This window comes from Streptomyces sp. NPDC047014, assembly GCF_040644195.1.
Lineage (GTDB): Bacteria > Actinomycetota > Actinomycetes > Streptomycetales > Streptomycetaceae > Streptomyces.
This window is the reverse complement of the sequence record NZ_JBEYVX010000003.1, coordinates 106028-118330: the sequence shown is the minus strand read 5'-3', so window position 1 is coordinate 118330 and position 12303 is coordinate 106028. Positions and strand designations below refer to the sequence as shown.

The following is a 12303-nucleotide window of genomic DNA, read 5'->3' as shown; positions in this document are numbered from 1 at the left end:
GAGGGAGTTGACGACGGGATGAGCAAAGAGCAGAAGCGGGACGTCCGCACGGCCATCGAACGGGCCCAGGGCGGCGCCCAGCCGCCGCGCCCGCAGGGCCACGGCTTCGACGGGCCGGTCCGGAGCAAGGTCAAGGGCGGCCCGCACACGAAGGCCGCACTCAAGCGGGCCGGCACTCCGCAGGGCGACCGCATCGGGGAACGGACGAGCGGGCTGAGCTGAGGGGCGGTACGCGGGCGGCCGGTGGGGCGGGGCGACCCGGAACGGGCCGGTCCGGACCCAGGTGCATCATGAGCGACCCGTGAGCGACCCGTGAGCGACCGGAACCGGCCGGAACAGGCCGGATCCCGCCGGTCCCCCGCCGGGGCGGGCCCATTACCGTGACCTGACCATGAACGACACGCAGCGCGGCGCGCGGCGGCGGCCGCAGCCGCGTCTGCCCGCCTGGACCTCGACCCTGACCTGGAAGGCCACGGTCTTCATCACCCTCATGTGCTGCGGTCTCGCCGCACTGCTGGGCTGCCTCGTGCACGGCGCCATGACCCGCCAGACCGTCGGCACGGCCCGCGAGAAGGCGCTCCTGAAATTGGAGCGCACCATCGAGGCGTACGAGGACGGCGCCCGCATGCCGCGCGGCGAGGGCATCGACCCCGCCGGCCTGCCCCCGGAGCTGCGCGCCCTCGCCGCGGGCGGCAAACGCGGCACGGCGGTGGGTACGTACCGCGGGCGCCCGGTGATGTGGGCCGCGGGCCCGGCCGAGCGCGGTACGGCCATAGCCGTGTCCGTGGACTTCCGCGGCGCCGAGCGCACCATCGCCAACCTGGACCGGGCCATCCTCGGCTCCTCCGGCCTCGCCATCGGCGTGACCCTCCTCATCGGGGCCGTCGGCGTCACCCGCATCACCCGCCGCCTGCACGTGACCGCGCAGGTGGCCCGCCGCATCAGCGGCGGCGACCTGGACGCCCGCGTCGACGACAGCTCGCGCAACAAGGACGAGGTCGCGGCCGTCTCCCGCGCCCTGGACACCATGGCCTCGTCGCTCCAGCGCAAGCTCGAAGCCGAGCAGCGCTTCACGGCGGACGTCGCCCACGAGCTGCGCACCCCGCTGACCGGCCTGAACGCCGCCGCCGAACTGCTGCCGCCGGGCCGCCCGGCCGAACTCGTACGGGACCGGGTGCGGGCCATGCGCGCCCTCACCGAGGACCTGCTGGAGATCTCCCGGCTGGACACCCGCAGCGAGCGCGTCGAGCTGGACTCCTGCGACCTGGCCGAACTGGCCGCCCGTACGATCCGCGCCTCGGGCACCGACACCGCCCTGAGGGTGCTCTCCGGGGCGCGGGTGGAGACCGACCGGCGCCGCCTGGAGCGGATCCTGGGCAACCTCGTGGCCAACGCCCACCGCCACGGAGCGGCCCCGGTGACGGTCACGGTGGACGGCCCCTCCCTGGCCGTGGCCGACGCGGGGCCGGGCTACCCCGAGTACCTGCTCGCGGCGGGCCCGCAGCGCTTCCGTACGGAGGGCACCAGCAAGGGGCACGGCCTCGGCCTGACCATCGCGGCGGGCCAGGCCCGGGTCCTCGGCGCCGCCCTGGTCTTCCGCAACCGGGAGGAGGGCGGCGCCGAGGCGCACATCACCCTTCCGACCCTCCCAGGGCCCGCAGCACCGGTAGCAACTGAGCCTCCTCACGGTCGAGATGAGCCTCAAGCTCCCGACTCATGCGCTGAACGCGCCCGCTGAGATCTTCCCCGGGCGCGTCGAGAGCCCGTACCAATTCCTCTTGGAGCCGGGCGATGACCCGATGCTCTCCCTCGATCCGACGGAAGAACTCGCTCAGCCCGGGCTCCTGCTGCTCCAGGTATGGGAAAAGCCCACCGTCCTCACTCCGATGGTGAAACTCCAGCGAATGGCAGAAAGCCAGACAATGCTGCCGCAACTGCATTCCGACGGAGGCGGCTCCGCCGTACGCGGCCGATTCCCGCCGGATCAACTCCAGCTCGGCACGCAGCCAGCCATGGACGGCGAGCAGTTTCCCGGCGATCCCGCCCTCGGCGACGTCCACCTCATGCGTCCGCTGGAGCACCACGACGGGAATCACGCGCGCGGTGCGCTCCTGGTACTCCCCGTACCCGGGCTCCTCCCGCACGACCCGCGCGAACAACTCCTCGCGCCGATCCCCGACGGCAGGCACGGCAACGGCCTCGTACTCCTCGCTCCCGGTCTCGACCCGCACCAGGGGCCGGACGAGCAGATTGCGATACCAGTCGGGATCCCGATCGGCCCCGCCGGCGGAAGCAACAACAAGCGGCGAGCCGCCCTCCCGGAGAAACCCGAGGGGCACGGTATGCGACGTCCCGGACCGGGCCCCGGTGGTGGTGAGCAGAAGCAACTCGGCTCCCTCGAAAGGCCCGCCGACCTTCCCCCCACAAGCCCTGAATTCCTCAATAACACGCTGATTGAACGAAACAAAAGATGACACGGAGAAGTAATCCCTCACGGTATGCACACGTCGATACGTCGTCGGACAACAACGGCGGAACAACCGAGAGAAATCACCCGTAGCCGGCGGCGTAGACGCCCATGGGCCCGGTCCTCTGAAAAGGTGCCTGCCCAACCACCGCCCGGCCCACATCTCAGTAGACGGCGTCACGCGACACGCCCCCATACAACCACAACACACATAAAGCCCGCAGCAGTTGACGACCAGGAGTCCTGGCTGCAATCAGTCAAGCAGCAAGAGGCTCTCGTGCGTCCGGGCCGGCCTACCGGCCGAGACCGTCCACGGCGTCAAGGGCGAGCCCCCACGGATACGGGACCTTCTCGCCGGGCCGGTTGGGTACGAACCCACCCTCGCCGTACAGCACCAGCACGCCCATCTCCCGCAGCTCCGCCAACGACCGCTCCAGGGCGCGGTGCTGGGCGTAGGCCGCGTTCACGCAGGGCATCACCGCCATCGGAATCCCCTTGCCGATGCCTTCGGCAACGACCCCGACGACGAACCGGTCCGTGAGCCCGAGTGCCCACGCGTTCACGGTGTTGAAGGTGGCCGGCGCAACGAGCACCGCATCCGCCTTGGGCCACACATCGACCTCTCCGGGGCGCTTGTACCTGCTCCGGACCGGGTGCCCGGTCAGGACGGCCAGCCCGGGCAGCCTGCCCTCCAGCCAGTCCGCGGCCGTAGGCGTCAGGCCGAGACACACGTCCCACCCACGCGCCTGCGCATCCTCAACCACCCGCGCGACATCAAACACGGGCGGCGCTGCCGAGCAGAGCAGGTAGAGAGTCCTCGTCGTCATGACGACTGAGCCTATGCAATTTCCCCCGCTCCCCGAGGAGTCCAGGGGCGAAGGCGCACATGGCGCACGGCGCGTGGGTACCGTCCATGGTGACGAGTCGTGGACGGAGACCGGTATGCCCGCACCAGACGATGACCACGCCGGATCCCGAATCCGGGAGCAGCGGCGCCTCGCCCGCCTGACACAGCGCGAGCTCGCCAGTCGCATCCCGTACAGCCTCAGCCTCTTGAACCAGGTGGAGTGCGGAGCCCGCGCCGCAACGCCTGGCTTCGTCGCGGCTGTGGCGCAGGCGCTCAGGGTGGACACGTCCCTGCTGACAGGACCTCCTGCCGTGACCTCCCTGCCTCCCGACCGGCTGGTCGCACTGGTCGCACCCATCCGAGAGGCCCTCGACCGGCACGATCTCGGTCCGCTCCCCGAACTTCCCGCCGTACGCCCGCTGCCGGAGGCAGTGGCTGCCGCGGACGCGCTGTGCCGGCAGGTGCGAGCCACGCATCTGCGCGCGGCAGCGAAGGCTCTCCCGCCCTTGATTCTGGAGCTGACTCATACGGCGTGGACGGCACCCTCCACGCCGGCGTGGCAGGCTCTGGCGTCGGTGTACCGGACGGCGCACGACGTGGCGCTGAAACTCGACCACCCGGACCTCGCCCGCGTCGCCTTGGACCGGATGGGGTGGGCCGCCGGACAGGCGTCGGACCCGTGCCTGGAGGCCGTGCAGCGTTACAAGCGGGCGACGTTGTGGCGGTGCGCCACCTCCATCCCGCTCATTTCGTCCAGGCAGGCGCTCCTGGGCGGGGCAACCAGCCGTGAGGCCCTGGCGGTAACGGGGCAGCTCCACCTGGGCGCGGCCACGGTGGCCGCGAAGGCCGGGGACCGGACCGCTGTGGAGACGCATCTGACGGCGGCGCGGGAGTTCGCGGACCGTGTCGGTGGCGATGCCGGCGAGGTGCACTGGCTCAGCTTCGGACAGGTGAACGTCCGGCTGCACGAGATCGGTACGTCGATCGTGCTGGGCGACTTCGACCAGGCCCTCGGCCGGGCCCGCGCGCTGGAGCTCCCCGCTTCAACGCTGACGTCCCGGCGAGCCCGGTATCTCGTGGACCGGGCGTTGGTGGAAATGGAGGCGGGCTCAGCGAGGACGTCGCTGTGTCATCTTGCGCAGGCCCGAAAGGTCGCGCCGGAGCAGACACGCCATCTGCCGGGCACTCGGACCACGATCCGAGGGCTGGTGCATCTGTCCCGGCGGGCTCCGGACGGCCTTGGGGGGATGGCTCGCTGGATCGGGCTGTAGGCACTCACAGATCTGTGAGTATTCGCTCCCTTCCGGAGCGTCAGGCTGGTCTCACCACCCGCTGACGACGGTAGGGAGCCCGCTATGGCCGCCCGACACCACGCCGAAACCGACATCCCGCACGCCCTGCTCCACAAACCGGTGCGCGACATCGCGTCCGGCACCGAGGGCACCTTGATGGCTGTGCGGGTGGAGAACGTCACCGCGGCCGACGGCCCGGGCGCGCGGTGGGCGGAGATCGCCTACATCCGTCCCGCCGGCGGCGGCCGTGAGCTGACCACCGCGGTCAAGAACATCGAGCCCCGGTGAAGCTGAGCCCGGTTCCCGCCGGTGCACCGCCCCGCGGCTGCCCGTCCTGCGGCGCGACGCCGGTCCCCGGCGGCGGCCCGGAGGGCGGCGCGACGCTCCACGCGAAGGGCTGCCCGCGCGGGGGCCGCACCGGGGTGTGGTGATCGTCCTCGCCGCCATCGTGCTCGGCGCTTTCTGACCCCCACCTGGCCACGCATCTTCGCAGGACCGAAGTGCCCGCGGTGCGGCGGCACGGACCCCTACTGCCCTGCCTGCGGCGGCCTTCCCGACTGCACCCCCCAGCTCAGGGCACTGAAGTTCGTGTGGCTGGAGGTCACCGGCTTCTGCAACGAACGCTGCGACCACTGCTACGCCGACTCCGGACCCGACCAGGGCCACGGGACGATGACGGTCGCCGACTGGGTTCGGGTGATCGACGAGTTCGCAGCCATGGGAGGAGTCGACGTGCAGTTCATCGGCGGCGAGCCGACGCTCTACCCGTACCTGCCCGAACTGATCGCGCACGCTGCGTCCGCCCGTGGGCTCGGTGTCGAAGTCTTCTCGAACATGACGCACATTCGGCTCGCCGTCTGGGAGGCCATCAGCTCGCACGGCGCCAAACTGGCGACGAGCTACTACTCCGATGACGGCGCCGAGCACGACTCGATCACCCGGCTCCGCGGCGCGCACCGCAAGACCCGCGCGAACATCACGAAGGCAGTCGACCTCGGGATCCCGATCCGCGGGGGTGTCGTCTCCCTCCGGGAGGGGCAGCGCGCGATGCAGGCTGTGTCCGACTTGCGCGCCATCGGGGTGCATGAGGTCGGAGGCGACCGTATCCGTGCCTTCGGGCGGGCCGGCGCCGGTGTCCACCCGCAGATCAAGGACCTGTGCGGGCACTGCGCGTACGAGAAAGTGGCCATCGGCCCGGACGGCGCCGTCTGGCCGTGCGTGCTGGGCCGGTTCATCGACGTCGGCAACGTCCGTTCCGGGACACTTGCGGAAATCTGGGCCGGTTCCCGCCTGGCCGAGGCACGGGCCGGGATAGCCGCCGTCCACGGAGCCGGCGCCGCCGCCTGCACGCCGCCGCAGTTCCTCCCCATGTGCGGGCCGTGCGGCCCGTGCGTTCCCTCCGTCGGGCACTGCGACCCCGAGATGGCACCGATGGCCGCCGCTACGACCACCTGACCACCTGACCACCTGACCACCGAGGAGGACCTTGATGGACCCGCACGGCGATCACCTGCTCGGCTGGCCGGCCCCGCCCGGCGGGCAGCGGACCGAGGAGCAGTGGGCGACGCTCGCCGGGATGGTCCGGCACGCCGCGAACAAGCTCGGCCAGCCGCTTCCGTTGTGCCTGCCCGGGGAGCCGCAGCAGTGCGGCCTGTCGGCACAGCAGCATGCGCTGGCGTGGTCGGCTGAGGTGAAAGCCAGGGCTCATCATCTGATCGAGTCGGCCGCGCCATCGGCAGAGGCGGCCTCGTACGCCGCGGGTCAGCTGTACAAGGAGCGGCTGACCGCGTTGCGGGCCGCGGCCCGTTGAGAGACCACAGGGCATGACCGTGGGGTGGGTGCGGACTCCCTGTGGACTTCGATCATGAAAAAGCCCCTCGTTCTAACGAACGAGGGGCTTCACATATGCCTAACCTGCTACTTCCTCTGTGCCCTCGGCAGGATTCGAACCTGCGACACCGGCTTTAGGAGAGCCGTGCTCTATCCCCTGAGCTACGAAGGCGGGGGTCTGACGACAAGCGTGTCATGCTCGGCGACAGGTCGCGGCGGGCGCCCGGAGGGCGTGGCCACCGCGGTCAGTGTAGCGGGTGGTGCATGATCCGTAAGCAGAGATACGTGCTCACGGGCTCAGTCGGCCGCCCGCAGGTAGACCCGGCTGCTCCGTCCGTCGACCGGCGCCACCGCCACCTTGAGCCAGTCCACCCCACCCTCGCACGGCCCGCACACCTGCCCCTCCCGCACCTCGGACAACGCATCCGGCTCCGGGAGACCGAGACGAGCGAACGGCGTGGCCGGCGTCCCCTCCGCGTCGAACGGCCGCGCACGCAGCCTGAGGGGCTGCTCGGCCCTCGCCGGGACACACCGAGCACCACCGCCACCACGGCGAGCGCCAGGTGTTCCACGTGTCACGGCCGCCGGGCGGCCTCCGCTCAAGGGCCGGGCCCGCACCCCTACGGTGCAGCGGTGTCCACCCGGTAGACGATCTTCCCGTCGAACTCGGCGCATACCAAAGGCTTGTAGTCGTCAGGCCGAGAAGCGGCGGTTGCCGGTCAGGGACCAGACCGATGTGATGCGGTTGTTCGTGACCGCGAACATGTCGATGCCGCTGCGGACGACCGTCTCGCCGCCGCCGCCGTCCTGGCTCTCGATCCAGCGGCAGGCCATCTCGCCGCGTTCCGGGTCGACCAGGGGGGCCGCGTCCGCCGCGAAGGTGAGGCCCGCCAGGGTGTGGCCGCTGGAGGAGATGAAGGCGAGGAGCTGTTCCGGGCCGAAGGTGGCGGCGGAGCCGGTGCCGTCGAAGTCGTCCGCGAAGTGCAGCCGGAAGTCCGGGGCGAGGATGTGCTCGGCGAGGGCGACGTCTCCGTTCCAGAGCGCCGTCCAGCCCTCCACCAGGCGGGTGCCGGCCTCGCGGGTCAGCTGGGCGGAGTCGGTGGTGGGGGTCGTCGTCGCAGACATGGGTGCCCTCCGTGGTCGGTTCGTGGTCACCCAGCCTCCGGGCCGACGGCGACAACCCCCTGTCGGTGTTTAGGCCCCTGGGAGGCCGCTCAAGCGAAACTGTAGAGCTCGTCCAGTGCCACTAAAGCGCCGCCCAGGGTGCCGAGTTCGGAGAGGTCCATGGGCCGCGGTTCCGCCGTCTCCTCCAGGGCCCGCGCCTCGCGGATGCGGTCGAGGCGGAAGCCCCGTACGCCGGAGTGCAGGCGGCACCAGCCGACGAGGTACCAGTGGTCGCCGCCGAGGAAGCCCAGGGGTTCGACGGTGCGGTCGGTGTCGCCGCCGTGGGTGTCGGCGTAGCGCAGGTGCAGCAGCCGGCCCGTGGACAGCGCCTCGCGCAGGGTGTGGGGGAGGGCGGTGGGGCGTACGGGGTTCACGGTGAGCCGGACCCGGGCCGCCAGCTCGCGCGCGGCCTGGCGTTCGCGCTCGGGCATGACGGCGAACACCTTGTACAGCGCCGAGCGGGCGTCCGCGGCGAACGGGGTGTCGGACAGCCGGTGCAGGGCCACGGCCAGCGCCGCCGCCTCGGCCGGGGTGATGGTCAGGGGCGGCAGGGTGTGGTCCTTGTCCACCACGTACCCGCCGCTGCGGCCGGGCTCGGCGTAGACCGGCACGCCGGACTGCTGCAGGGCGCCGAGGTCGCGTTCGATCGTGCGGACACTGACGCCGAAGCGCTCGGCGAGCCACCGGGCGCTGCGCGGCCGGGGCGAGACCGCACGTAACTCCTCCACCAGTGCGTACAGCCGCTCGGTACGGTTCACACCGCAGGACCGTAGCCGATCCGCACGCCCCGACGCCGGTGATCGCGCGGCTGGGCCCCGGGAGGGGCCCCCGGGAGCGCCCCAGGCGAGCGCCCCGGAGGCTCAGCGGGACCGGCCCCGGAGCGCCCCCGGGGCCGCCCGGTGGGTCAGTTCTTCTCGTAGAGGCCGAACATGTCGACGATCAGGTCCGTCTTCTCCCAGCCGCGGTTCCAGAAGTCGATGACGCCGGTCGGGCCGGTGCCGGCCTGGACCAGGTTCGGGACGGTCGCGCCCCTCGTCCAGTTCAGGTTGGAGGAGTTCGGCGGGGTCGGCCTGATCGCGGTCCCGTCCAGGTACTTGCTCCAGGGGTTCGGGTCCGGCGCGACCGTGAGGTGTCCGCTGCCCTGGGTGTTGGTGACCGTGGCGTTCAGCGCGTACGCCGTGATCTCCGGCCGGCCGTCCGCCAGCGGCAGGTAGCGGTAGTCCTGGCCCTGGACCGGGAAGTCCCACTCGCGGGAGTCGTGCAGGCGGGTCGGCTTGGTCGGCAGGTACGCGGCCTTGCTGCTGGGGCTGTAGTAGCCGACGACGTCGACGATGACGTCGGCCGGGTCCCAGGCGCCGTTGCGGACGCTGATCCGGCCGTCGGGGCCGACCGGGACGATCACGGAGTTCGCGATGGTCTGCCCGGCCGTGAAGTTGACGTTCGAGGTGTCCGGCGCCTGCTGCCCGCTCGGGTAGACGGTCAGGTGGCCGGCGCCCCGGGGCGCGGTGACGGTGACGTTCAGGGCCACGGCGGTGACGCCGCTCCCCGGTATCGCGCCCTGGCCCGCGACCTGCACGTCGAAGGAGGTCCGGCCGCCGACCGGGCCCCAGGTGCCCTGGCCCGCGCGGCTGTCGACGATGCGGAACGGGTCGAGCGAGGTGTAGCCGCTGCCGGCGGAGCGGGTGAAGTAGCCGGTGACGTCCGCGATCAGCTCCACGTCGCCGTAGCTGCGGTTGACGAGCTCGACGTAGCCGTCCGCCCCGACCGGCACGATCGTCATGTTCGGCACGGTCTGGCCCGCGACGAAGTTGACGTTCGAGGTGGTCGGCTGGTCCGTGCCCGACGGGTAGGCCGTGATGTGGCCGCTCGAACGGGCGTTGGTGACGGTCACGTTGAGGGCCACGGCGGTGACACCGGACGGTATGCCGCTGTTGCCGCCGACCTTCACCCGGGCCACGCTGTACGGGCGGACCGCGCCCGCCTCGGCGCCGACGCCGCTGCGGGTGTCCAGCAGACGGGTCGGGGCCTGCGCGGTGAACTTCGAACCGACGGCCTGGATGTCCACGCTGTTGACAGAGGTCACCTTGGTGGCCTGGTCGGTCAGGGTCACGGTGACCTTGCGGGCACCGACCTCGGCGAACGTGTGGCGGGACGTGAGCACCGTGGAGCCGGTGGCCTGCGCGGTCTCGGTCCTGCCGTCGCCCCAGTCGATGTCGACCCGGACGGATGTCCCGGCGCCGGCGTCGACCTTCGACTCCAGGCTGATGCCGTACGCGCTGGTGCCCTTGGCGACGAGGCCGACCTTCGGGCCGACGCCGCCCTTCGCCGCGTCGGCGGACGCGACGCCGGCGGACGCGACACCGGCGGCCCCCGCACCGGCGTCCTTGCGCACCGTGCGCTCGGCCGGGCTGGTGAAGACGGCGCCCTGCACCGCCGCCGCCTTCGCGGCATCGATCGCCGCGACCGCACCCCCCGTGCGGTCGGCGGGCTTCTCCGCGGCCTGGGCCGTGGCCGGCACGAAGCCGATGGCTGCTGCTACGACTGCAGCGGAAATCATGACGCGGCGACTCTGCACCGGTCCCCCCTTGATGTGAAATCCCCGCCCCGAACCTCGAACGGATCCTCGAACGGGTTGACGAAACGTGTGGCTGCTGAGAGTAACGACGGGCACGCCACCTGCGGTTCCTGATTATTCGCGCACATGTCCGGAATGATTCCTCCTAATTGTTGCGCCGCGCACTGATCCGTTCCGCCCCTTGCCGGCCAGCGCATTCGAGCCGCGAGGACTTGGCCGAAAACTGACTGTCGGTGGTCGGCGGGAAAGGCGTGTGAGCGGAGCGGGCCCGCTGCATAGGCTGGCCACGGGGTGATCCCGGAGACGTCTCCGGGGTGCCGGAACCAGGGGAACCACCAGGGGAACCCGGGGAACCACCAGGGCAACCAGGGGAACCAGGGCAACCCGGGCAACCAGGGGAACAAGAAGAACAAGGGGGGAACCGCTCATGGTCGGGTCGCGGGTGCTCGCGCTCGGGCACTATCAGCCGGCGAAGGTGCTGACCAACGCCGATCTGGAGCAGATCGTCGAGACCAGCGACGAGTGGATCCAGAGCCGGGTCGGGATCCGGACACGCCATGTGGCCGCCGAGGGCGAGTCGGTCGCGGACATGGCGGCCAAGGCGGCCGAGCGGGCGCTCGCCCACGCCGGGCTGACCGGCGCCGACATCGACTTCGTCATCGTCGCCACCTGCACCGCGCAGGACCGCTCGCCCAATACCGCCGCCCGCGTCGCCGCCGCCGTCGGGGCCGTCGCGCCCGCCGCGATCGACGTGAACACCGCCTGCTCCGGCTTCCCGCACGCCCTCGCCCTCGCGGACCAGAGCATCCGGGCCGGCTCCGCCACGAAGGCCCTGGTCATCGGCGTGGAGAAGCTGACCGACTTCGCCGACTGGACCGACCGCACCACCTGCGTCCTCGTCGGTGACGGCGCCGGCGCGGCCGTCGTGGTCGCCTCCGAGGAGGCCGGGATCAGCCCGGTGGTGTGGGGATCCGTACCGGAGATGGGGCACGCCGTACGGATCGAGGCCCCCAGCCATACGTTCTCCCAGGAGGGCCAGTCGGTCTACCGCTGGGCCACCACCGCCCTGCCCAAGGTCGCGCTCCAGGTCTGCGAGCGGGCCGGGGTCACACCCGAGGAACTGGGCGGGGTCGTCCTGCACCAGGCCAACCTGCGGATCATCGAGCCGCTGGCCCGCAAGATAGGCGCGGTCAACGCGGTCGTCGCGCGGGACGTCGTCGACTCGGGCAACACCTCCGCCGCGAGCATCCCGCTGGCGCTGTCCAAGCTCGTGGAGCGGGGCGCCATCGAGAAGGGCTCGCCCGTCCTGCTCTTCGCCTTCGGCGGGGGCCTGTCCTACGCCGGCCAGATCATCCACTGCCCCTGACGGGAGCCCCACACGTGCCTACCGACAGCCTCTGGTGGCCCCTGCTGCGCACCCGCGGCGTGGCCTCCGTACCCCGGGCGCGCCTGCTGGTGTTCCCGCACTCCGGGTCCGGCCCGAACACCCTCTTCCCCCTCTTCGAGTCCCTGCCCGAGGACGTCGAGGTGCTCGGGCTCTCGTTGCCCGGCCGCGAGCGCCGGTTCGGGGAGCCGCCCGGCTGCACCCTCGCCCAGGTCCTGGACTCCGTGTCCGACGAGGTGCTGCGCCGCGACCCCCTGCCCACCGTGGTCTTCGGGCACAGCCTCGGCGCCCTGCTCGCCACCCGCGCCGCCCGGCTGCTCGGCGCGCACTGCCGGGCGGCCGTGGTCTCCGGCCAGGTGCCCGGCCGGACACCCCGGCTGGCGCACGCCACGAGCAGCGAGGAGGACGCCGTACGCCTGCTCCGCGACGGCGGCGGCACCCCCGCCTGGGTCATGGAGGACCCGGCGATGCTCGCCCACGTCACGCGCGTGCTCTGCGCGGACATCGAGCTGAGCCGGGAGGCGGCCGCGGGCTTCGAGGACGTCCGGCTCGACGTGCCCCTGGACGTGCTCGGTGGCACGGCCGATCCCCTCATCCCGCCGGAGCCGCTGGACGACTGGGCCGCTCACACCACGGGCCCCTGCCGGGTCCGCCGCTTCGAGGGCGACCACTTCTTCCTGCTCACCCCGGAGCACCGCGGCGAGGTCACGGAGGTACTGCGCGCGGCGCTCACCGGCCCGTAAG

14 protein-coding genes and 1 tRNA gene are annotated in these 12303 nt (G+C 71.7%); 8 read left to right on the top strand and 7 right to left on the bottom strand.

Translation table 11 applies throughout. The annotated features are described in order from the left end of the window. The first annotated feature begins 18 nt into the window (after positions 1 to 18). Together ABZ873_RS03060 and ABZ873_RS03055 are read left to right on the top strand one after the other, a co-directional pair. The gene (locus ABZ873_RS03060; RefSeq protein ID WP_360864286.1) at positions 19 to 222 is read left to right on the top strand and encodes a hypothetical protein; all 204 of its coding nucleotides are present in this window, start codon (positions 19 to 21) and stop codon (positions 220 to 222) included. Positions 223 to 391: 169 nt separating this feature from the next. Continuing rightward, positions 392 to 1738: a HAMP domain-containing sensor histidine kinase gene (locus ABZ873_RS03055; protein WP_360864284.1), complete on the top strand. Its 1347-nt coding sequence runs from the start codon at positions 392 to 394 to the stop codon at positions 1736 to 1738. Here the strand turns inward: ABZ873_RS03055 and ABZ873_RS03050 are convergent. After that, on the bottom strand, positions 1632 to 2477 hold the full coding sequence (locus ABZ873_RS03050; RefSeq protein WP_360864517.1) for a nitroreductase/quinone reductase family protein: 846 nt from the start codon (positions 2475 to 2477) through the stop codon (positions 1632 to 1634). The two genes, ABZ873_RS03055 and ABZ873_RS03050, sit on opposite strands and share 107 nt — an antisense overlap. Positions 2478 to 2760: 283 nt before the next feature. Next, positions 2761 to 3294 carry a flavoprotein gene (locus ABZ873_RS03045; RefSeq protein ID WP_360864282.1) on the bottom strand — a complete coding sequence of 178 codons (534 nt, stop codon included), beginning with the start codon at positions 3292 to 3294 and terminating at the stop codon, positions 2761 to 2763. A 115-nt stretch (positions 3295 to 3409) separates the two neighbouring features. On the opposite strand from ABZ873_RS03045, the gene ABZ873_RS03040 reads away from it, so the two are divergent. The 4 genes from ABZ873_RS03040 to ABZ873_RS03025 all read left to right on the top strand — a co-directional run bounded on the left by ABZ873_RS03040 (position 3410) and on the right by ABZ873_RS03025 (position 6416). Then, positions 3410 to 4585 (top strand): helix-turn-helix transcriptional regulator, encoded by a 1176-nt coding sequence (locus tag ABZ873_RS03040; RefSeq protein ID WP_360864280.1) that lies wholly within the window; start codon positions 3410 to 3412, stop codon positions 4583 to 4585. Positions 4586 to 4669: 84 nt separating this feature from the next. Further along, positions 4670 to 4894 carry a hypothetical protein gene (locus tag ABZ873_RS03035; RefSeq protein WP_360864278.1) on the top strand — a complete coding sequence of 75 codons (225 nt, stop codon included), beginning with the start codon at positions 4670 to 4672 and terminating at the stop codon, positions 4892 to 4894. Positions 4895 to 5194: 300 nt separating this feature from the next. Continuing rightward, entirely contained in the window at positions 5195 to 6061 is an 867-nt protein-coding gene (locus ABZ873_RS03030) for a radical SAM protein (protein ID WP_360864276.1), read from the top strand. A gap of 34 nt (positions 6062 to 6095) precedes the next feature. After that, positions 6096 to 6416 (top strand): hypothetical protein, encoded by a 321-nt coding sequence (locus ABZ873_RS03025; protein ID WP_360864274.1) that lies wholly within the window; start codon positions 6096 to 6098, stop codon positions 6414 to 6416. A 119-nt stretch (positions 6417 to 6535) separates the two neighbouring features. On the opposite strand, the gene ABZ873_RS03020 is transcribed toward ABZ873_RS03025, so the two are convergent. The 5 genes from ABZ873_RS03020 to ABZ873_RS03000 all read right to left on the bottom strand — a co-directional run bounded on the left by ABZ873_RS03020 (position 6536) and on the right by ABZ873_RS03000 (position 10157). Beyond that, a tRNA-Arg gene (locus ABZ873_RS03020) sits at positions 6536 to 6608 on the bottom strand. A 125-nt stretch (positions 6609 to 6733) separates the two neighbouring features. After that, on the bottom strand, positions 6734 to 6856 hold the full coding sequence (locus ABZ873_RS03015; protein ID WP_360864272.1) for a hypothetical protein: 123 nt from the start codon (positions 6854 to 6856) through the stop codon (positions 6734 to 6736). Between the two features lie 273 nt (positions 6857 to 7129). Then, positions 7130 to 7561 carry a hypothetical protein gene (locus ABZ873_RS03010; protein WP_360864271.1) on the bottom strand — a complete coding sequence of 144 codons (432 nt, stop codon included), beginning with the start codon at positions 7559 to 7561 and terminating at the stop codon, positions 7130 to 7132. A gap of 89 nt (positions 7562 to 7650) precedes the next feature. After that, on the bottom strand, positions 7651 to 8358 hold the full coding sequence (locus ABZ873_RS03005; protein ID WP_360864269.1) for a WYL domain-containing protein: 708 nt from the start codon (positions 8356 to 8358) through the stop codon (positions 7651 to 7653). Positions 8359 to 8504: 146 nt separating this feature from the next. Then, positions 8505 to 10157 (bottom strand): hypothetical protein, encoded by a 1653-nt coding sequence (locus tag ABZ873_RS03000; RefSeq protein WP_360864268.1) that lies wholly within the window; start codon positions 10155 to 10157, stop codon positions 8505 to 8507. A gap of 445 nt (positions 10158 to 10602) precedes the next feature. Between ABZ873_RS03000 and ABZ873_RS02995 the strand changes: the two genes are divergently transcribed. Together ABZ873_RS02995 and ABZ873_RS02990 are read left to right on the top strand one after the other, a co-directional pair. Further along, positions 10603 to 11541: a beta-ketoacyl-ACP synthase III gene (locus tag ABZ873_RS02995; protein WP_360864266.1), complete on the top strand. Its 939-nt coding sequence runs from the start codon at positions 10603 to 10605 to the stop codon at positions 11539 to 11541. Between the two features lie 14 nt (positions 11542 to 11555). Further along, positions 11556 to 12302 (top strand): alpha/beta fold hydrolase, encoded by a 747-nt coding sequence (locus tag ABZ873_RS02990; protein WP_360864264.1) that lies wholly within the window; start codon positions 11556 to 11558, stop codon positions 12300 to 12302. Position 12303: the final 1 nt, after the last annotated feature.